Below are 20,163 nucleotides of genomic sequence, written 5' to 3'. Positions count from 1 at the left end.
CACCGCTTTGATGAATTCCTTCTGTAGAGACACTGAATGAGGTTGTGGTGATGGTACTTCGATATACGACATTTCTCTCGGTTTGTTTGATCCTTTTGAGCCGTGCGGCGATGGCTGAGGATGAACCTGGCCTGCAGTCGCTGTTGACAAAACCGATCATTGGCGCCGAGCTGAGCCAGGACGAAGTGATGGAATTCACGGATGCGCGGGTGATGCCCATGCCGGAGGTGGAAACAATCGCCGAGTGGGAAGCGTTCGTTCAGCGGCAACGGCAGGCGACGTTTGCGGAGGTGATCTATCGGGGTAGCGCCGCACAGTGGCGCGATGCGGAGTTAGGAGTGGAGTACTTCGACACGATCGACGGTGAGCCGGGATATTCGATACGCAAACTCCGCTACGAGGCAGTCCCGGGGCTGTGGATCCCTGCCCTGCTCTACCTGCCGGATAACCTGGAAGGCCGCGTGCCGGTGATAATGAATGTCAACGGGCATGATGGCAATGGCAAAGCGGCACCGTACAAACAAATCCGCTGCATCAACCAAGCCAAGCGGGGCATGATTGCATTGAATGTCGAATGGTTTGGCATGGGACAGTTGCGGACCGACAATTTCGTGCATTACCGGCTCAATCAAATCGACCTGTGCGGCACCAGTGGATATGGCGCGTTTTATTTGTCGATGAAACGGGCTTTGGACGTTCTTTTGTCGCACGAGCATGCGGATCCTGAGCGGGTGGCTGTGACGGGGCTTTCCGGGGGTGGTTGTCAAACGATTCAAATCAGCGCGCTCGATGAGCGGGTGACCTTGGCGGATCCTGTCGCGGGGTATTCGAGTTTTCATACCCGCGCGCGCTATCTGTCGGACCTGGGGGACTCGGAGCAAACTCCCGTCGACTTGGCGGTGACGGCGGACTATTCGGTGCTGACCGCCATGCGGGCACCGCGGCCGACCCTTTTGACCTACAACGATCAGGACAATTGCTGTTTCCGCGCGGGATACGCCTTGCCGCCGCTCGTGCAGGCAGCGGAACCGATTTTCAAATTGTATGGTAAACCTGACAATCTGCAATCACACATCAACACCGACCCCGGCACGCATAATTATGAATTAGACAACCGGCAGCAGTTGTATGCGTTTCTCGGTCGGCATTTTTATCCGGATGATGCAGCCTACGATGCCGACGAAATTCCCTGTGAAGACGAAGTGTTATCGGCCGATGAGTTGATGGTCCCGCTACCGGACAACAATCTGAATTTGCATGCACTGGCCGTCGCCGAAATGCAATCCCTTCCCCGTGATAGCGTACTGCCCACTTCTGCAGGGGCGGCTGCCGGATGGCAACGGACCAAGCGGGCACGGCTGCGACAAGTCCTGCGGTTTCCCAAGTATGATGTTCAGGCCGAAGCGGTGGGGCAGCAGGAAGTCGCCGCAACACAAGGCACTTTTTGGCAGTTCAAAATCGGCGACGCTTGGACCGTTCCAGCAGTGGAATTGGTGCGCGGGACGCCTCAACGCACGGTGATTATCATCGGCGATGCAGGACGCGGCTCATTGACGCCGCAAGTGGAGGAACTGTTAGCGGCGAACAACCGTGTGATTGCGGTGGATCCATTTTTCTTTGGGGAATCGAAAATCAAAAATCGCGACTATCTGTTTGCGCTGTTGGTCTCAGCGGTCGGGGAGAGACCGTTGGGAATTCAAGCGTCGCAAGTTGCCGCCGTGGCACGTTGGACGGCCGCTAAGGACAACGTCCGCCGCGTCAAAGTGGTTGCAGTGGGACATCGCACAAGCGTGGTTGCCTTGGCAGCAGCTGCATTGAACGACTCGGTTATCAGTGGTGTCGAACTCCATGATTCACTCGGCAGCTTGCAACAAGTCGTCGAGGAAAACCGGCAAGTCACCGAATCACCGGAGTTGTTTTGTTTCGGCCTGCTCCTTGAGCACGACATCAAACAACTCGCCGCCCTGGTTGCTCCCAATACGGTCAGATTTGTTAAACCGAGTGAGCGCGTTCGCAGTGAACTGGTGGACTTGAAAGCGTTTTATGCGGAACTGGGAATCCAATTCGACCCGTTCCGCTAGTATCACGGTTGGGGCGGAGGCGGCGGTCGCATTTGGGGCATGATCAATTGAGATGGGTATCCTGTCCCCGCCGCCGTCAAATCACACTAAAATCTTTCCGTCTTAAAACGTGTGGGCCAATTCTGGGCGTGAAACCTCTTGGCAGGTTTGGGGCATCCGGCTAGAATCCGCCGCGGATGTTTCCGCACCGATTCCCGGTCCGGGGATCTATCCTCTCTCAGATCACTTAGCTTCTCATACATCTTGGCGACCGTGCCTAGTTCTCCCCCGATACGACCGTTGGCTTGCTTGACGTGTGCATTGCTGCTCACTTGTGTGTTGAGCGGATGTGTACATCGACGGATGACAATCCGTAGCAACCCGCCGGGTGCCCGCGTGTTTTTGGAAGATAAGGAAATCGGCTTTACGCCCGTATCGACTGATTTCACGTATTACGGGACGCGCGAAATCACTTTGGTCAAAGATGGTTATGAGACGGCCACCGTATTCCAGCCGGTTCGCAAACCTTGGTACCAATACCTGCCGTTTGAATTCTTCGCCGATAACTTAAGTCCAGCAAAGATCAACAACCGGCACGAGTTCAACTACCAACTCGAACCGCTGAGGATTGAACCGCAGGATGACATTCTGAACCGCGGCTGGGAACTCCGCAACGCCGCTCAGATTCCCGAGTAACCTCTCGACGAATCCTCTTCAGCCCTTGGACCCCACGGTGCGGCGCGTCGACTCGCGGGGACAATTCTAATGCAACGCCAGCATTAGGTATCAATCGTCGTGTACAGAAATAGAGCGTCACGACGCATTTACGATGACTGTTCCGATTAGCTCAATCGGGGCATCCCTCGAAATAACTCAAGGGCCTCTCCATTGACCACCGTTTACGCTGCCGATCAAGTGGCCTCTGCCATCACGAGCGAGCTGATCATCGGAGTTGAGAAGTGATTCGGGATTGGATGTGGTTAGCTCTACGTCCAAGGTCCGTTTGCATGAAAACGGGACTTTCGGAGTAACCTCCAGTGTGTCGACCGAATCTTTATCAACGTCTACGAACGAAGAAATACGCGAATGGTCCGAACACTGATAAGAAATGTGATTCTATTGAGTTGCCCCCATGAACGATGACAATCAGCCACCCAATAAAATTCCAGACAAGCATGAAAACGAAAAAGACGACGAGGAAGATAACGAGGCCATTCATTCCCTTTACTCCACCAGGCCGTTTCTGTTTATCGATGCAGAGAGAACATTGCGCTTTAGGGCGTGTTTTTAAATTGATTGAAATGCTGATAATAAGGTACGGCTCCCGTTTTGGATATCAACCAAGGGGGAAGCGGTATTCATAGCAACAAGTCACTGAAAGTATGGCACCGTTCTCACCAAGGAACAATGTCAATTCATACGAAAACGTCCTCAGCCTCCAGTTCTTCCCCAGAGGCGAAATTCAGGCGAGGACCATTTTATTTCAGGCCGGAGCTGCCTTTGAGTGCTCCGCCGAGGCCGATCTTTTCCGGATGCCGGGCGATTTTGTCGGCGAAGACTCTTAGGTCGCGCATGGCCGGCTCTAGGTTGCGGAGCATCACGCTCATCAATTTCGCTGTGTGATTCAAGTTATCATACAGTTCCGGATCAGCAACGAATTTCTTGAGCGAGCCATCTTCGGAATTCGCCATTTGGGAAAACTGGTTTAATTCGGTCATCAACTTATCCAACTTAACGACCGAACTGTCGAGGCTCATCACAATTTTGTGGCTGCGTAGGGCCAGCGGCCTAGTGACGTGGGACAGGTTCTCAAGATTTTCATCCGCCCTGCCGACTGCCATTTTCACGGCAGCGATGGCGTCGCGCGTTTCTTCGACCATCGTTGGGAGAGCAGCGACGGCGCGTTCGATGTTTCGTTGATTTTCGGGATTCCCGACAATCTGATTGGCGTTGTTGAGCGTGATAGTGAATTCATGCAACGATTCAGCGGCGCGCTCCACAACCGTTTCGATGTTGCCTCGATTGGTATCGACAAGGTTGTTGACGTTTTCGCCCACTTTTCTCCACTCGGCGCTTGTTGCTTCAAAGGACTCCATGGTCTTGCCCATGGTCTCCTCGAGCCGCTCAACGATTTTCATCACATCGACGGCCGGTTCGCCGACCAGGACGTCGCCGGGTTTATAGTATTGCGGGCTTTTGCCAGGTGTAAATTCGATACTCGCGTCACCCAAGAGCGATTGCGTCAGCCGTGCTTGGCTGTCACGACGCAATCTGTATTGTTCATTGACCTCGATCGTCACGGTTACGCCGCCACGTTTTTCATCGAAGGTCACGGACCCGACTTGCCCGATGGTGATGCCGTTTTTACGGACGGGGGTCAATTCTTGAACGCCGGGTGCGTCGTCAAAACGGACGGCCAGTGTGTAGGACTTTTGAAAGAGCCGTCGCATCTCGCCGAATGTAAACATCAACGCCGTCGCCACAACCAATGCTGTGACGACGAACAATCCGACGCGAAATTGTAATTGCCGCTCTGTCATCTCTCAGTCATCCTACTGCTGTATTCAAAGCGATCTGACGGAATTGTGTGATCCGTTTGTTTCGATTTCGATCGCAATAATCTTTGCTGGTCAGGCAACGGACAGTTCCCGCATCCGCTCACCTGCTTCACCGTGAACAAACTGCGCCACCCGTGAATCGGATGAGGCAAACGCCTCCTCGGCAGTTCCTTCAAAAATGATCTGTGACTCATCCGCTCCCAATCGTGGCAGCGGATAAAACATCACCACGCGGTCCGCCACCTTGCGGACGGTGTTCATATCATGCGTGACAACAATACTCGTCACGGGTCGGCGTACGCGGGTCTGCAGTATGAGGTTGTTGATCACGTCGCTCATGATCGGATCCAAACCGGTCGTCGGTTCGTCGTACATCATGATCTCGGGCACCAATGCTAGTGCCCGTGCGAGGCCGACACGTTTTTTCATCCCGCCGGAAAGATGGGCCGGTTTCTTTTCGCAGACCGAGGTCGGAAGCCCAACCTCCAGGACCCGTTCCTCGACAATCGTGCGGATTTTTTCTTCGGTCAGCGCCGTGTTTTGCCGCAACGGAAAGGCGATGTTTTCAAAAACGCTCAAACTGTCAAACAGCGCCGCCCCTTGAAATAAGTAACCAAAGCGTTGCCGTTCATAAGACAGTTCGCGCTCCGATCGCTCACTGAGTGGACGGTCCTCAAACAGCGCTTCGCCTGATGTGGGATCCAAGAGACCGATCAACAGTTTCATGGTCACGCTCTTGCCGCAACCGCTTTCACCAATCACGACCAACGTTTCGCCGCGACTGACCGTCAGATTGACATCGCGCAGCACGGGCTGATCACCGAATTGCTTCGATGCGCTGCGCAGTTCTAAAATAGGACTTTCGCGAGTCATGGGCTGCTTATGAAACGAATTGAGTCCACGAATTGATCAGATCGAATTCCAGTACCACACCGCCGCCATAGGAGGGCCAAAGCGTGTAATAAAGTGCCTGCAAAAACGCACCGAGTGCAAAGTCCAGGACTAAGATCAAGACGAAGGAAAAGACAAACGCCTCCGTCGCCGCACGGCCGACCCCTTCGGCACCGGCGGTACAATTAAAACCTCGATGACAGGCAACCACAGCGATCGCCGCCCCGAAAAATGTGCTCTTAAACATGCCGCAAAACAAGTCGTACGGCCCGACATAACTGATCGCATGATGCCAATAATGGTGGCTGTTGATATCCAACACATAGCTGCTCAAAAACCAGCCGCCTAAAATGCCGGTTGCATCGGCCACAATGGTCAGCAGCGGGATCAAGGTAAAGCAGGCCAAAAACCGCGGCACAACCAAGTAGTTCACCGGGTTAGCGCCCATGGCTGAAAGCGCGTCGATTTGTTCGGTCACCCGCATCGTGCCCAACTCAGCAGCAAGGGCGCTGCCTACACGTCCGGCGAGCATCGTGGCCGCCAAGACCGGACCGAGTTCTTTGACCAGTGAAATATTGATAATTGCGCCGAGCTTGGTTTCCATGTGCATCAGGCGAAACTGGTCGTAGGTCTGTATGGCCAGTACCATGCCGATGAAGACGCCGGTCACGATCACCACTGGCAAACTCAGTACGCCGGTTTGATACAAGCTCGGCAGCAAGACGCGTTTCCGTGGCAGCCGCGTTGTCATCCAATAGAGGATCTTCGTAAAGAAGATCGTCACATCTCCCACGTTTTCCAGGATCACCAACGTGATCTTCCCGATGACATGTATCGGTCCGATCCGGGGGAGCGGGTCTGCGACGGACGCCATGGGATGGGTTTCCTTGTGTCAGAGGCTATTGGCACATACCGCCTGCCGGCGCACGTTGCGCGGAGCGGTTGTCTCTGTGAATCGGAATGAGATGAGGAGGTGTAACTCGGGCGGGAGGATAACCGCTTTCACCAGATGAGGCGAGGGCAATCTACAGACCGTAGACGCTTAGAATTCTCATTTGAGAGGGGAGCGACTGGGAGCTTTTGCGCGATAGAATAACGCATCCCCCGTGAAATCACTGTCCGACGGGACACGTTATTTTGAGATGTCGTAACAAGCGGCTTCGCGGGCATTTCGGACGTATAACCGGCCACGGACCAAGGTCGCATGATTCCAGGTCTTGCCTTCGATTGCTTGGAAGCGGGCCAGTGGTTGGCTCTTTTTCGGCTCTGCTTTGACGAGCAAGACTTCACCCGATTCAGTGATGATGAGCAGGAGATCATCGACGAGCAGGATTTGTCCGTATCCGTAGCGTCCCGCTTTCCAGACGCGTTTGCCTGTATTGAGATCCAAACAGGTCAGGATCCCCTCATCCAAACCGTAAACGTAGTCATCTTTGACCACGAACTCGTTGAATTTGGCTTTGAGGCGAATCGATTTCCAAACCTGCTCTGCTGACCACTGGTGGCCTTCGTGTTTTACCTCCAGCAGCGCCGCTCCCAATCCATAGCCGGTCGAAATCAATATTTGCGACTCATCCAAAGGATACGGCAGAACCGCATTGACCTTAGGTCCCGTTGTCCAAGGGAAATTCCACAATTCCTCACCCGTCGCCGGATCATGTCCTGACAAACCGTTGCCGGCAAAAATCAGAAGCTGACGCTCTCCTTGAATGTCGGCCAATCGCGGCGAACTGTAGGAAGCTGGCCCATTTCCGGCCGACCAAACGCGGTCCCCTGTTAGTCGGTGATAGGCGATTAGGCCCGCGTCATCGCCGCCGGCATTAACCACCACTACGTCATCATAGACCAATGGCGAACCGGACATGCCCCAGGACAAGACCTTTGCACCGGCGTCTTCGAGAATGTTCGTCGACCAAATCACCTCGCCGGTCCGTGCGTCGAGGCAATTCAAAATGCCGGTCGCGCCTTGAGTATAGATCTTGCCATCAAAGTAGGTTGGCGTGGCCCGCGGGCCGTCGCTGCCCAGCACTTCTGAAAAACGCACGGGGTCGGTGTGTGCCCAAATCTCATCCCCGGTTTCGGCACTGTAGCAAACGACCGTTTCCTCTTCTTCGCGTTGCTCCTGCGTGAACGCCAGTCCGTCAACGACAATAAATGAGGACCAAGCGAGGCCAACGGGATGCCGCCAGATTTCACGGGGAGGTTGTTCGTCCCAATTCGTGCGAATGCCGGCATCGACGATGTGGCCGGTGCGGTCCGCTCCGCGAAAGATGGTCACGTCGCCTTCCGCCGGGACCAATTCTTCGATAGGGACGCTTTTCTCGTCCTGGCCGACTTCGGAATGTGTTTTTCGATATTCAGCGGCAATCTCTTCGGCGGTGGGGGTCCAGCGAAATGCCAACATGGGAAACACCGCGCCGGAGTATTCCTCGACACGAACGGAGTACCGCGCTGCAATGCCCAATAAGATCACCACACCCAATCCGGCAAATCGCGTGCGCCAGCGTAGTCGACTGGCGAACATCCACCACATGAGCAACAAAAAGGAAACGGTCATCGACGTCAGCCACATCGAAACCGACTGGTTGGGACGGTTTTCCGACATCGACCACCAGAGAATCGATTCGACGACCGCAGCAATTCCCAAAATCGCAACCGCCGGCCACCAACGAAATCCTTTCGGGCGTCCGGGGACATTGACGACTTCCGTTTGAGCGGCTTCGACGGAATGTTCGCCGGCTACGGGCGCACTTCCGGAATCCGCTGCGTTCCCATCAGTCTGGTCCATGATGACTCCGTTTCCCCGATCGAATTATCCTGTTGCCCTGCACCGCATTCTAGCGCCGCGGCAGAAAATGAAAAGCCCCGCCGCTGGTTATTGCAGGCGCTCGCCGCTTTCGCGATCGAACTTGGGCGGACGACGTGTTTTTGGAACACTGTCGTCGGTCTGCTGCTTCCACTGACTCAGCTTTGCGCGGAGTTGGTCGCGGACTGCGGCAAATCGCGGATCGCTGACCAAATTTTGCAGCTCGTAAGGGTCGTTTTGCAGGTCGTACAGTCCTTCAGCCGGGCGCGGCAGCGTGAAGCATTGTTGCTGGTTAGCAGTCAATTTTCCTTCCTCGCGTAATTTCAACATCGCTTGGTAGGTTTCACCGCGAACCGCATCGGCAGGCGGCGTGCCCGGCAGGTCGGTGTATGAATTATCGATGAATTTATATTGCGCTGTGCGGATCGCGCGGCTGTGGGCGTTGAAATCGTGCCAATTGTGTTCAGCGAACACCGCATCTTGAATTTCCGCATTGGGATCGGACAGTACTGCTGAAAAACTTTTCCCTTGAAACGTCGGCCCCCCATCCAGCCCAGCCAATTCCAACAATGTCGAAGAGAGGTCGATCGAACTGATCAAGGCATCTGTCGAACCGCCGGCGGTAATCTGCTTTGGCCAACGCACGATCCAGGGAGTCTTGATGCCGCTGTCGTAGACCGTGGTTTTGCCGCGGGGAAAGGGGCGTCCATTGTCGCTGAGAAAGACAACTACCGTATTGTCGGCCGCTCCCTGTTTATCCAGTTCCTCCAACACGTCGCCGATCACGCCGTCCATGCGGGTAATTTCGTCATAGTACATCGCCAGGTCGCGACGGGTCTCCGGGACATCAGGCAGGTAGGGTGGGACGACCGTGTCACTCGGTTTGTGTGGCTCGTCGATGGTCCCTTCTTGGTAGGGACGGTGCGGATCGAAAAAAGCCATCCAGAGGAAAAAAGGTTGATCCAGGGGCCGCTGCTCAATCGCTTGCATCCAGACCTTTTCTCGCCCATTGTGGATGCGGTCAAAGTTCTTTTTCTCCGACGGACCCAGATGCCATTTGCCGGCGGAAGCTGTGTAATACCCCGCTTCTTTTAAGCGGCGGGCGACGGTGATTTGATCGGCGGGCAACGGTTGATGCAATTCCGACGCTCCGGTGTTGTGCGGATAGCGACCGGTGAGGATGCTGCATCGGCTGGGGCTGCAGGAGCTGCAGGTTAAAAACGCGTTGTCGAAGCGCAGACCGTCGCGTGCCAAATTATCGATGTTCGGCGTGCGGATGTGTGGATGCCCGTAGGCGCCGCAATCATCCCAAGCCATGTCGTCGGCGATGAAGACGATGAAATTGGGACGCTCCTCGGCATAAGCCACGCTGCTACACATCAACAACAGCAGTCCACCGAGCATCAATCGCATCGTAGTGTTCCTCTTCGTGTTCGCAACGGCCGTGGTTCGGTTTTGGTGCTGCCAGCGTTACGTTTCTTCGTCCTGCAATAGGAGTTGATTGTCGTATTCTTCTTCGAGTTGGCGGACGTTTTCGGCGAGTTCGCCATCTTGTTCGACCGCGGTCGAGACTTGCATTTCCCACTCGGTGCTGGCGCCGCGCAGCTCATCGAGGTTGGGCGAGATCCCCAGGATTGTCGCCAGACGCCGCGTCACCGCGAGAATGCTCGCGGGATTGGCACCGGTTAAGTAGCCGGGGATTTCGGCGACCAGCGAGGTCATGCGCAAGTCAGCGGCATCGGCTTGTGACAACAGATAACTCACAAACGAACCCGGACCGGAGTACGTTGTGCGATGCACGCCATATTTCTCCATCGCCGGCAGCATGTCGGCATGCGAGCACGAGACATGCAGTCGCGGTTCGCGGGTATGCGGCACTCCGCCGCCGAAGGAGCCAACGAACAGAATTTTTTTGATGCCCAACTCCGCACAGACGGCGAACAGGCAATCACGAAACGTTCGCCAGCGCATGTGCGGTTCCTTCCCGACGAATAGCACCAAGTTCGAGGTGGCATCGACGGAAAACTGGTTCTCAGGCATTTGGATCTGCTTGATTAAACCATCTTCGTATTCAATATGCGGCCGGAATAGTGCGGCGATCTCCATCGGTCCGGGTACGTTTTGAATGTAAAACGGATCCGGATCAATTTCTGCCAGCGGCGTGGCGTTGAGGACCGTCACCAGTCGTCGGACCGTTCCAGTGGAAACGTCGCCGCCATCCATCCACCCCGAAAAAGCGAGCAACAGCGTTGCGTCTTGTAATTGGGCGTGACCGTGGTAGCGGATCAGATCAAGGGGATTGTCATTCATGTCACGATTTTAATGGAGACATGCCTCCCGGACAACACGCGCCGTGAAATCCGTCGATAATCCAACATGATTCACGGTGACGGTAGAATCGTATCCAAATTCGCGACATCGGACACTTAGAGTTCCGCGCGGAAATCGCGAGAATGTGCGGCGCGTTCCAGCCAGGGTCTGCGTGTCGGGCAATGAACGCCTGCTCGTCCAGTCCCTACTGGAAGCCGTGGGGCGATTCGTGGTCGCCTGGGAGGGTTTTCGTGACGTTCCCGGAGTAAACGCGCAGCGACCGCGCATTTATTTAGAGTGAGGATACGACAGTGCCAGAAGCGCACCACCAGTTAGTGCGCTTCTGGCAAGACGTGCGCAATGGGATACGGAATTGCACACGCAGCAGTCGCAAACGTTGTCATTAAGCCATAGTTAAAGTGCCGACAGTGTCACCTAAGCAATATTGGTATGCTCTCACTGAATACCCGGCATAGGGGCCGAAGTGATCCATGTCGAATCATCCAAGCATTGCAAAAACGTTGGCCCGCTAAGGTGGGGGGCGGCAAATAAATAGTAGCAATAACGACAGGTGGGGTCACATACAAATTGATTGTCGCCGAGCCTTTCGGCGGCCTTAAGCGGCAACCGTCGGACGTAAACTAGACGGCTTTTGCTCTTGGGCTTCGAGGTATTCCTGAACCGCATTAGCGGGGGAATCTCCGTAATAGTTAGCCAACAGCCCTCCTCCGCCATTTACGTAGAAGTCTTGTTTGGAAACGGTTTTCCAAGCCTGTTGCGATGTCAGTTGCAGTTTTTCGCCCAGCCAGTTCATGAAGGCAAAGCGATTGTCGGGGCGTCGCCAAAAGTTTTTGGGGACACTGAGAAACAGCCATTCCTTCCAAGGGTATGCCGATTCAAATTCACGCACAGCGGCGATGGGGGAATCGTGATGTACGTTCGACAAAAACCCGCCGCCGTTATGCGAATGAAAATCGCATTTGCTCACTCGATACCAGTCTTCAGTTTGGCGGATGTCCAACTCCCGCGCTAACCACCGCATATAGCGGCGGCGATTCCCAGGGCTTTTCCAAAATCCCTGCGGAGCGCTTTTGAACAACCATTCTTTCCAATGGACGTGTGGTAGAAACTCTTGCAACGCAGCCAATGGTGAGGCGTTGTATTTCAAGGCCAAGAGGCCAGCGCCGTGGTTTTCATCAAAATTACGTTTGGTCAATGCATACCAATCATGCGGGACGTGAAAGCCGAGTTTGCGTCCTAACCATTGCATGTAGGATTTTCGATTTTCCGCGACGTCCCAAAAACCAGCCGGGACGCGTCCGCGGTGCCAGACCTGTTCCGTGTCTGAGTTTCGTACATACGAATTTCGATCACGTGAAATTGTTGGGGGTATACTCGTCACGGGAGGGTTTGCAAAACCGTGCGGGACAGTCGATCTGTAGTTACTGGAAATCATGCTCATCGTGCTCATGTGTGCGCGTTCCTTTCACGCTGTGCTTGCAGATTGCAAAGATCTTCCGTGACCAAAATTCGCTGCCAGTCTATGCCGGTTCGTACTCACGGTCGTCAGCAGCGGGGCGTCAACGGTTCTGAGATCAGATAGAGCATATGGTGTGCCAACCAATAGTGTCGCTTCGAGAAGAATTCGTAACTAACTGTCTGGAAGGCTGTTACGGCGCGACATTTCGGCGGTCCCAGAATTAATATTTTGTGGGACGGCTGGAATTGTTGGCAAGGCTTCCTGAATTGTAGGCGTTTATACCTAGAATTTGTCGCAGACAGCCCGCGCTGAGCACTGATTGGTGAGACGCGGGGACAGCCGCGCTATTTCACCTTGAAGTTCAACGTCGACTCGGCGAATTTTTGGCCAAGTTTATCGGTTACGGTCAGCTTGAGGACGTAACGACCTTGCGCCAAATCACGAGGAATTGAAAAGAGCGATGCGATGAAAAAGTCGCGGCGGGGATATTTACACAGATCCTCCGTCGGCTGCATTTCGATCGCGTTTTGTACGGCGCGGCCACTCATGGGACCATTGCCGGGAATCAAAAACTCAATCGTCGGCGCCAACGTTGTCAGGTACAGGTTCTCGTCTGTTAAGCGTGTGGAGAAGTTACGGATCTCGGCATACAACACCACTTGCTGTCCCGGACTGAATTCCTCCGGCTCGATTCGCTTGTAGTTTCCAAAGTTCGTCACGCTGCTACACAACGCGATGTCACCGATTTCTAAATTCGCCAAGCTGCTCAGTTTGTTGGTCGCACGCGTGAAGGATTTGACTGCTTCGCTATACCGTTCCGGCCCGACAAGTTGTGGGTTGCGATCGAAATAGTTCGACATGCCGTACAACGTGTATTGCCAGAACTCTTGCTGTGCCGGATCGATGCCGGGAATCGGCTCCCAAGCCCGGGCTTGTTGCGCGGGTTGATCCGACATTAAGTACAGCATTCGCAGATAGACGTTGTTCTCAACAAAATCGCGACTCGCCGGCGAATCATTGTTCATGCCGGGACGCAACTGCGCGACTTCTTGTTCCGCCATGCCAATCGATTGCCCCAAGTGTGTCCGCCATGTCATCACGGCACGTGCCTGGTCCTCGGGGGATTGCAGCGTCAGCGGCGCGGTGTTGGCCATGGTGACATTGGTTTGTTGAACCTGTCCCGGTTGTGCGGCGTATTGGCCGTTGGGCGAATTACGAGTGTTGTCAAACTCACCCGGTTTCAGCGAGCCGACCGGCATTTGTCCCGGTTGCGGTTGTCCTGGTTGGTAGTAGGTCGGCAAATTGTCGGCTGGATCTGATGAACGCGGCGGAGTCGTATTTCCTGCTTGTGTGATGCCGCCATATTGGCCGGGCGGTTGATAATCGCCGATCCGCATCGCAGATTGGCCGGGGGCCGAGGTTTGGCCGCCATTCCAGTCCGCCTGATGGTTCACAACCTGATTGCCCCGGCCCTGTTCGGCATGACCGGCTTGCACAATGCCATGCGGGTCACCGGGAAATCCTCGCGGAGGTTGGGTCGACCCATACTGCGAATGGCCCGCATCAACGGCCGGTTGTTGCGGCGCGAAACGGCTCTGCGGAGGAACGTTTGCGCTATATTGTTGATTTGCATCGAGGGAACGCAATCGATCGGACGATGGCTTTTGATCGTTAAGGCCGTATGCTGTTTCTTGTTCGAGTTGTTGGCCTAAGTGGAAAGCGTTGAGGATTTGCGGGATCAAATGGGGAGGAACACCCTGCAAGTCGCGGCGCATGCGGGCTTTTTGCTCTGGCGTGGCCGATGCAAGTTTCCGTTCGATTAGTGCCTCGGTCTCTGTATCAAATCCCGAAGTTGGACCAGCGGCCATCGATTCGGACGTGGGTTCCGTGGTTGTTAAATTGGGATCGTGCTGTTCCGTCTTGGCGGTCGTCGCGCCCTGACGCGATTTACGAAACGCCGACATGAACCGACTTTCGGAGGGGGAAGATTCGGCTACCTTCTCTTCAGCGCCGAAGGGGTTCGCCGTTAAAGGGGAACCGGCGGACCGGCAGCCTTCTGTTGCGGCGAACAATGAGAGTAGCAGCAATGAATAGGCAAAACGGTGCCGCATCGCTTAGCATCCTTGCAAAACAGGGGACCTCCGATGGCAAATTGCCAGTCGGGACTCACGCCCAAACGCAGCCGTCCCTAGCTGGTCGGGGGATGAGAGGGGTCGCAGAGTATCGATATTGCAAAGTCAACGCAAGATCGGGTCGGCGCTGATCGACTTTTGAGACAAATGCGTTGTTTGCCGGGCCAATTCGAACTCTCTGAAGTGCATGTTTGGCTGCGTATCTCAAATGCTACTGGCCTGGGAGCGTGCCGTTTTTGACGAACTCGCTGATTTCAGCCCCGAGTTTTATCAATTGCTCTTTGAGTGATTCACAGGATGATTCCAGGCCATTCCATTCGCCTTGATGCGCGTTGTCTTCAATCTCTTGAACGATCTGCGCGGCCGGTTTCGACGGGAACATCCTTAGCAACCCTTTCACAGTATGCGCTGCGCGGCCCGTAGCCGTCGCATCTTGTAACTGCACTGCTTGCTCAAGTTTGGTCATCAAAGCTTTGCATTCCTCCACCGATGCCGAAGCAACTTCGCGCAACAAGTCGTGATCGCCTTGGACCGCGTCCAGTGCGACCGCCCAATCAATGCAACCGGAGATGCTGTCTTGCGAATCGCCGTTCGCTCCGTCGTTGGTTGTCGCTGCAGCACTATCGGTTGGTTCCTCAAAAAACTCAGCGATCGCTTCGTACAACAATGGAATGCGGATTGGTTTGGCAACATAGCCGTCCATGCCGACGGCGAGACATTTTTCGCGGTCCCCTTTCATCGCATGCGCCGTCATCGCCACGATGGGTGTCCGAGTTTGGGGCTGATGGGACGCTTTCTTATTTTTCTCGATTTCGCGAATAGCCCCCGTTGCTTCAAATCCATCCATCACAGGCATCTGCACGTCCATCAGCACTAGGTCAAACGGATCACGCTGAAAGGCGTCCAGCGCCTCTCGACCGTTGTTGGCAATGGTGATGGTGTGCTTCCACTTTTTCAAAAGTCCGATCGCCAGTTTTTGGTTGGCATAACTGTCCTCGGCCAACAGAATTCGCAATGGGCGAATATTGGCCATTTCCGAAATGGAGGTTGCCGAACCGGCGGTCGTCTCTTGAGGAACGAGTGCCAATTCCACAAGGATCGCCTGCATCAACTCTTGTCGTTTGACCGGTTTGCTCAACTGTATGGCGATTCCGATTTCCTGGGTCGGAAACTCATCCGAAGCGCGGTCGCCGGAGGTCAAAGCAATCACCGTCACGTCTCGAAATGGAGGCAACTGTTTCGCCCGCCGCACAAATTCGTACCCATCCATGTGCGGCATATGGATGTCAGTCAGGATCAAAGATATGGGGGCGCCGTCGTCATCGGAACGACGCAACATTTGTAGGGCTTCTTCTCCGGCCGAAGCGACAAGCGGTTGCATGCCCCAATGACTCACCAATTCTTCGAGGATGAGGCGATTGGTTGCATTGTCGTCGACGATTAACACGCGCAGGCCTTCGAGTGCTTCGGGGGGCAACGCAACGGTTCGTTTTGCCGGTTCCGTCACTTCCTCAAACCGAGAGGTGAAATGAAACGTGCTCCCATGATCCAACTCGCTTTCCACCCAAATACGCCCGTCCATCAAACCGACGAGCCGCGACGATATCGCTAATCCCAAGCCGGTACCACCGAATTGTCGGGTTGAGGAGGAATCGGCCTGCTCGAACGCGTCGAAAATGTGGTTTTGCTTGTCCGCGGCAATACCAATGCCGGTATCTTTGACTTGGAAATGCAGTACGACATCTTTGTCGTCCCGCGAATCACAACTGACGTTTAATACGACTTCCCCCTCAGTCGTAAATTTAATGGCATTGCCGACTAGGTTCACCGCGATTTGTCGCAATCGTCCGACGTCCCCCAGTAGAAAATTGGGCACATCGCGATCGATATGGAACGCCAACTCAATGTTTTTGCCGTGAGCTCGCATGGCGATCGACTTCATCGCATCCCCGAGACTTTCGTGCAGGTCAAACTCAGCGTCAATGAGTTCCAGCTTTTGTGCTTCGATCTTGGAAAAATCGAGGATGTCATTGATGATCGACAGCAATGACTCGGACGATTCGCGGACAATTTGTAACGATTCCCGATGTGCGACATTGAGCTGTCCATCCAACACCAATTCCGTCATACCGATGATCGCATTCATCGGTGTACGGATCTCGTGGCTCATATTGGCCAGGAATTCGCTTTTGGCACGGTTGGCCGACTCGGCAGCTTCCTTGGCTTCCCGCATCGCCTCTTCAGCCTGTTTGCGGCGGACTTCGGATTCATGTCGCTCCGTCACATCCCAGAACACCGCCTGCACCTGCACCACGTTGCCGCTCTTGTCGCGTACGGGAGATTTGCGGACTTCGTAATAACGGACTTCATCGCCCCGCCGGTTCTCTTCGACATCGATAAAGACTTCGCCGGTTTCGATCACACGGAGTTCATCGTGCCGATATTTTTCAGCATATTCATCGGGATGCAGGTCGCGGTTGGTCCGTCCCAATAACTCCTCAGGAGTCATCTCGACCAATTCGCAATAATTGTTGTTCACGAAAGTGATCCGTCCCTGCAGATCGGTCCGCGTCACATAAATCGGCAAATTGTCAACGAGTGAATGATACAGCCCCTCGGAGCCCTTGAGCGCATCTTCGGCCTGCTTGCGCTCGGCGACTTCGGATTGCATTTGGGAGTTGGACTGCGAGAGATCTTCTTCTGCTCGCTTTTGACGCGTGACATCGGTCGCGATTCCGCCAATGCGAGAAGGGACTCCGGCATCGTCGTCGATCACTGTGACGCAGTCTCGCAGCCAACGGATACTCCCATCGGGCCGCACGATACGATATTCCTGTTCGATCTGTCGCTGCTTCGGCAGTACCCGCAGATTATTGTTGACTCTTTCTCGGTCCTCGGGATGGACCAGTTCCAGCCACAAACGGGAGTTCGCAACAAAATCAGCCAACGGACGTCCGTAAATCCGCTCAGCTGCGCCGTTGAGGTACAACAATTGATCACCGGCAAGATCGGTACACCAAACCAAGTCATTGGTCGAAGCCAGCAATTTTGCCAACAATGCCGCACGTTCCGGAAGGTCCTCGCCATGCACATGCGAGGATTGAGTGTCGTTGTCCATGTGCCTACCTGTTGTCAGTTGGGCCGAATTTCAGAGAAACGGCGGTTCCCCTATCATTGTATCCACACAATGCCCTCAGCCACCAGTTGATTTTCTCTGCGCGGCTATCAATCACCGGCAGGTCCTCCGTTCACGTTGTAACACTGCCCGGTGGTCAGACTCGATTCACTACTGGAGAGATAATGCACCAAACCGGCCACTTCTTCAGTCGTCCCCACGCGACCGACAGGAACTGTGGCGACCAACGAATCTGCCACGGTTTTAGGCAACGATTCCCACATCGGAGTGTCGAGCAGCGCCGGGCTGATGCAATTCACCGCGATGTCACCCTTTCCGCCCACGGACTTGGCGATCGATTTGGTCAACGCGATCACCGCGGCTTTTGACGTGCTATAGGGGATCAAATCGGCGTTGCCTTCTCTTCCGGCGATCGAGGCGATGTTGATGATGCGCCCGTATTTTCGCTCCAACATTCCCGGCAGTACAGCGTGACAGACGAGAAAGGTGCCGATCAGGTTGACTTCCATCACCTGGCGCATCTTTTCGGCGTCCAAATCCCAACAGGGACCGACATGGCCCAGAATACCGGCGTTGTTCACCACGATTTGCGGCGGGCCGAATTGTTCTTCCAAATAGCGCAGCCCTCGTTCGACGTCCTCTTCGCTGGTGACGCTGCCTTGCAGACCCACACCGGAACATTCCAGAGCGACATGGGCCGCTTTTTCGCCATCGAGGTCAAACACGCCGACCTTCGCGCCGCAGGCTGCTAAACGATACGCAATCGCCTCGCCCAAACCCTGCCCTGCCCCGGTGACAAATGCGACTTTGCCATCGAGCTTAAAAAATGGTCCCCGTGGCTGCTCTGTCATGTTTTGATTTTCCTCAAAAACTCATCACTACGTTCAGTGAGCAAAAACGAACGGCGATTTGGATACCACCGCACTCCCGTTGGGAAGTGTATGAAGTTCTCATCCCAACAGACACGATCGGCCGCCTAATCACTTCGAGAATGCGTTATACACGGTCCAGCAATTTCTTGCCAATTTACTCAAAGTGAAAGTCGTTCTTGACCCTGCCCCTGAGGAGACCGTAGGATGGATATTAGTGATTTTTAATGGATACTCGCAGGAATCGGACCGGCGTCAGGCTTTCCCATGTTACGTTGCATTAAACAATTTGGATCAAAACGGCTTGCCGCAGCGCTGCTCGCAGTCGCTGCGATTTTGGCCGGCGCACAGGCAACAGCTAGTGCTGATGAGCCGATTCTCTATGGACCGAACCAGCAGCAGATTGAGTATTATGAACCTGCCGGTGAGGTTTACCACGAAAGCTACCACGGTGTTTATACGGCCCCCATCCCCGAGGGACAACGGCTGTATGGGCTGCGGAACTTTAAGCCGCCGGGTAAAAATATCTATGAACCGCCCCCTATCTACCAACCCCCGGGCTTTTTCCCCGGCCCCTTTTGGCCGTACTACGGTCTGTACGGCTCTGGTTTTTATGGTCCGTATGGTGGCTATTTTTACGGCGGATTTTGAGGCTGGGTTTTCTTCCGGTCGGTAAGCCGCACTGCCGAAGACCTTTATAAAACCGCTCCCACTAAAATCGATCCCAACGAAACGACGTGAGATCGAGCGACGGTTTTCCAGCAACGACCCATTCGGTCATCAATTCGCCGGTGATTGGCGCCAGCAGTAGTCCGTTTTTGAAATGTCCCGCGGCGACCAAGAAATTGTCGACGCCGGGAAGCCGGTCGAGAATCGGTAACCGGTCGGGTGTTGTGGGTCGCGCACCGGTCCAAGCATGCGGGAAGGGAACGTCCTTCAAGGCCGGCAGCAACTCACCCGCCATTTTGGCAAAATCCGCTGTGACTTGTGCATCGGGCGTCGTCACATCGCCTTCGACCATGCTGCCCCCCGTGACGACTTCGCCGGTCAGCAATTGAAACACAATCGCTTTACCTAGCACCGTGTTTTTTAATAGCGGGGATTGGGGCGCGGTTGCGATCATTTGTCCGCTGATCGGTATCAACGGCGGGGGCGTTGGCGCCTTTGCGGCAAACCAATCGGCCATCCATCCGGTGGCGGCGATCACGTGGCCGGGTTGAATCGTGCCTGCGGTGGTTTGCACCGATTGTACGCGGCCGTTGTTCACGTCCATCGAAATCGCCCGCGTCTCGGTCGAGAATTGCGCTGTCGAGGACCGCGCGAACGACAACACCGCTTTGACCGGATGGACGTGGGCTTCTGAAGGGTAATGCACGCCCCCAGTAATATCAGACCGCAGATGCGGCTCTAGCAGTTTGACCTGTTCGCCATCAATGGCATGCGCCGAAAGCCCCTCGCTCAACAGGTGCATCGCCAAATCTTCGGGCGAGGTCTCCCAATGCATCGGATCGACCGTCACGAATCCATTGACTCGCCAATCGAAGTCGAAGCCATCACGGGCGGGAAGCTTGCCCCAGAGGTCGCGACTGCGGCGCGCGAGGTTTCGGAATGCCTCCGGGTACTCGATTCCCTGTTGATCAGGCCAAATCCCTCCGGCATTCGCACCGCTCGCCAAACCGCCCACCGTTCCCGCTTCAACGACCTGGACCTGCACACCTTGTTGCGAGAGCGAATAAGCTGTCGCCGCTCCCACAATCCCACCGCCAACGATCAACACGTCGGGAGTGGTCAGCACCTCGCGCCCCGCGAACGCCTGCAATTCCGCTCGCTCTGTGTCATTGAGCGTCGCAAACCAAATCGAATCCTGTGACATCAATGCTCCTGGAGGGGATCACACACTAACTGTTCTTGCGTGGTTTAT

General features: G+C 54.8%; 14 protein-coding genes. 3 read left to right on the top strand and 11 right to left on the bottom strand.

The window, feature by feature from the left end; all coding sequences use genetic code 11:
• Positions 1-50 precede the first annotated feature (50 nt).
• Both CA54_RS20690 and CA54_RS20685 read left to right on the top strand, forming a co-directional pair.
• Positions 51-2,081 (top strand): alpha/beta hydrolase family protein, encoded by a 2,031-nt coding sequence (locus CA54_RS20690; protein ID WP_146372885.1) that lies wholly within the window; start codon positions 51-53, stop codon positions 2,079-2,081.
• 342 nt (positions 2,082-2,423) lie between these two features.
• Positions 2,424-2,756 (top strand): PEGA domain-containing protein, encoded by a 333-nt coding sequence (locus CA54_RS20685; protein WP_146372884.1) that lies wholly within the window; start codon positions 2,424-2,426, stop codon positions 2,754-2,756.
• A 782-nt stretch (positions 2,757-3,538) separates the two neighbouring features.
• On the opposite strand, the gene CA54_RS20680 is transcribed toward CA54_RS20685, so the two are convergent.
• The 10 genes from CA54_RS20680 to CA54_RS20635 form a co-directional block, all read right to left on the bottom strand.
• The gene (locus tag CA54_RS20680; protein WP_146372883.1) at positions 3,539-4,600 is read right to left on the bottom strand and encodes an MlaD family protein; all 1,062 of its coding nucleotides are present in this window, start codon (positions 4,598-4,600) and stop codon (positions 3,539-3,541) included.
• 90 nt (positions 4,601-4,690) lie between these two features.
• Positions 4,691-5,491, bottom strand: coding sequence for an ABC transporter ATP-binding protein (locus CA54_RS20675; protein WP_146372882.1), 801 nt, complete (start codon positions 5,489-5,491; stop codon positions 4,691-4,693).
• A 7-nt stretch (positions 5,492-5,498) separates the two neighbouring features.
• Positions 5,499-6,383: an MlaE family ABC transporter permease gene (locus CA54_RS20670; protein ID WP_146372881.1), complete on the bottom strand. Its 885-nt coding sequence runs from the start codon at positions 6,381-6,383 to the stop codon at positions 5,499-5,501.
• A 258-nt stretch (positions 6,384-6,641) separates the two neighbouring features.
• Complete coding sequence (locus CA54_RS20665; protein ID WP_146372880.1) at positions 6,642-8,297, bottom strand: PQQ-binding-like beta-propeller repeat protein; 1,656 nt, start codon at positions 8,295-8,297, stop codon at positions 6,642-6,644.
• Between the two features lie 87 nt (positions 8,298-8,384).
• Positions 8,385-9,728: a sulfatase family protein gene (locus tag CA54_RS20660; RefSeq protein WP_146372879.1), complete on the bottom strand. Its 1,344-nt coding sequence runs from the start codon at positions 9,726-9,728 to the stop codon at positions 8,385-8,387.
• Positions 9,729-9,785: 57 nt separating this feature from the next.
• Positions 9,786-10,625, bottom strand: a complete 840-nt coding sequence (locus CA54_RS20655; protein ID WP_146372878.1) for a PAC2 family protein — start codon at positions 10,623-10,625, stop codon at positions 9,786-9,788.
• A 616-nt stretch (positions 10,626-11,241) separates the two neighbouring features.
• Positions 11,242-11,895, bottom strand: a complete 654-nt coding sequence (locus CA54_RS20650; protein ID WP_146372877.1) for a hypothetical protein — start codon at positions 11,893-11,895, stop codon at positions 11,242-11,244.
• Positions 11,896-12,449: 554 nt separating this feature from the next.
• A complete protein-coding gene (locus tag CA54_RS20645) occupies positions 12,450-14,216 on the bottom strand; it encodes a hypothetical protein (RefSeq protein WP_146372876.1) in 1,767 nt (588 codons plus the stop codon).
• Between the two features lie 232 nt (positions 14,217-14,448).
• Complete coding sequence (locus tag CA54_RS20640) at positions 14,449-17,355, bottom strand: hybrid sensor histidine kinase/response regulator (protein ID WP_146372875.1); 2,907 nt, start codon at positions 17,353-17,355, stop codon at positions 14,449-14,451.
• 107 nt (positions 17,356-17,462) lie between these two features.
• On the bottom strand, positions 17,463-18,224 hold the full coding sequence (locus CA54_RS20635; RefSeq protein ID WP_146372874.1) for an SDR family NAD(P)-dependent oxidoreductase: 762 nt from the start codon (positions 18,222-18,224) through the stop codon (positions 17,463-17,465).
• Positions 18,225-18,509: 285 nt separating this feature from the next.
• On the opposite strand from CA54_RS20635, the gene CA54_RS20630 reads away from it, so the two are divergent.
• The gene (locus CA54_RS20630) at positions 18,510-18,893 is read left to right on the top strand and encodes a hypothetical protein (protein ID WP_146372873.1); all 384 of its coding nucleotides are present in this window, start codon (positions 18,510-18,512) and stop codon (positions 18,891-18,893) included.
• Positions 18,894-18,954: 61 nt separating this feature from the next.
• Here CA54_RS20630 and CA54_RS20625 read toward each other — a convergent pair whose 3' ends face one another.
• On the bottom strand, positions 18,955-20,115 hold the full coding sequence (locus tag CA54_RS20625; RefSeq protein WP_146372872.1) for an NAD(P)/FAD-dependent oxidoreductase: 1,161 nt from the start codon (positions 20,113-20,115) through the stop codon (positions 18,955-18,957).
• Between the last annotated feature and the right edge of the window lie 48 nt (positions 20,116-20,163).

The sequence above is a fragment of the Symmachiella macrocystis genome, assembly GCF_007860075.1.
In the GTDB taxonomy this organism is placed as follows: Bacteria; Planctomycetota; Planctomycetia; order Planctomycetales; family Planctomycetaceae; genus Symmachiella; species Symmachiella macrocystis.
Note: the sequence above shows the minus strand (reverse complement) of the source record. Positions and strands in the feature narration are given on the sequence as shown.